This window comes from Streptosporangium nondiastaticum (assembly GCF_003011965.1).
Lineage (GTDB): Bacteria > Actinomycetota > Actinomycetes > Streptomycetales > Streptomycetaceae > Streptomyces > Streptomyces nondiastaticus.
Genome location: NZ_PXWG01000296.1, coordinates 1 through 1,537, shown reverse-complemented (window position 1 = coordinate 1,537; position 1,537 = coordinate 1). Strand labels below are relative to the sequence as shown.

The following is a 1,537-nucleotide window of genomic DNA, read 5'->3' as shown; positions in this document are numbered from 1 at the left end:
GGCGGCGGACGGGCCTCCCGCGGGGCTGCCCGCCGGGCCGGCCGGGGTGAATCCGGAGCGGTCGGCGACCAGCGCGAGCGCCCGGCGGCCCGCTATGGCGCCGCGCTTGTCGGCCATGACGCCGCGCATGCCGACGGAGGCCTCCAGCTCGGCGCGGGCCCGCTGCAGATTGCCGGTGCAGAGCGCGAGGACGCCCAACTCGTGGTGGAAGTAGGCCTCTTCGCCGACCTCTCCGGCGCGCCGGGCGGCCTCCTGGCCGTAGCGCAGGACGCGCTCCCAGGCGCTCCAGTGCAGGGCGGCGGCGAAGGCGGGCGCGGCGGTGCGGGCGAGGAGGACGGCGGCGGCGCGGTGGGCGGGGTCGCCCTCGGCGGCGAGGGCCGCGAGGGTGGCGAGGATCGCGTCGGCCTCGGCGGCGGCCCGCTCGGGGGTGACGGAGGGGTGGCCGGACCACCAGGCGTAGTGCTGGGCGGCGGCGTGGGCGCGCTCGGCGGCGCCGCTGCCGTACCCCTCGGCGGTGAGCTGGGCGGCGACGCCCGCGGCGAGGCGGTAGTGCCCGGCGACCGTGGTGATCAGGCCGCTCGCGAGGAGCTCGCCGACGGCCGCGTCGGCGTGGGTGTCGCCCACGAGGGCGGGCAGGTGGGCCTGGTGCGGGACCTCGCCGCCGAGGGCGACGGCGAAGCGCAGGGTGTCGCGGGCGGCGTCGCCGAGCCGGGAGGCGAGCGGGACGGCCGGGCGGCAGGCCTCGGCGAGGGAGGGCAGCGGCGTGCCGCCGTGGTCGGTGCCGGCCTCGGCCTCGGCGGCGGCGACGTAGGGGCGCTCGGCGACGACGCCGAACTCGTCGGCGGCCGAGTCGGCGGCGGGCGCCTCGCTCCCCCGGCCGTCGGCGGGCGGCGCGCCGAGCCGCAGCAGCGCGCCGGCCTGGACGAAGCGCAGCGGCAGGCCCTCGGACTCGAACCACAGGTCGGCCGCCCAGCCGGCCTCCTCGTCGGTGAGGGGCCGGTCGACGCAGAGCTCCAGGAGCTCCAGGCAGGCGGTGCGGTCGAGGCCGCCGAGGAAGACCTCCTCGACGTGGGAGTCGGCGGAGGGCGCGGCGACGTCGGGGGTGGCGGAGAAGAGGAAGGCGCACTCGGGGGTGGCGTCGAGGAGCTCGTCCAGGGCGGCGCCGCCGAACTCCAGGTCGTCCAGGATGACGACGGCGCCGATCTCACGGACGTGGCCGAGCAGCGCGGCCCGGTCGGGGCGGTGCTGGGGCGCGTGGTGGACGGCCGCGAACAGGTCGTACAGGACGTCGGTGACGGTGCGGTGGTAGCCGGTGAGGCGGACGACGCCGTCGGGGGCGAGGCCGGCGCAGTCCTCGGCGACGGCGTCCAGCAGGGAGCTGCGGCCGGAGCCGGCGGGGCCGGTCAGCCGGACGGAGCGGCCGCGCGAGAGCAGCCGGGCGAGCCGCTCGCGCTCCTCCTGGCGGTGCAGCAGGGGCAGTTCGGGGCCGGCCTGGCGGGCGGGCGGCGGGGGCGCGGCGGCGCGGAGCAGCTCGGCG

1 protein-coding gene is annotated in these 1,537 nt (G+C 79.7%); it reads right to left on the bottom strand.

Annotated elements, in window-relative coordinates:
- Window positions 1-1,537, bottom strand: a 1,537-nt coding sequence (locus B7P34_RS35855) for an ATP-binding protein (RefSeq protein WP_146167041.1), incomplete at both ends; no start/stop codon positions are given.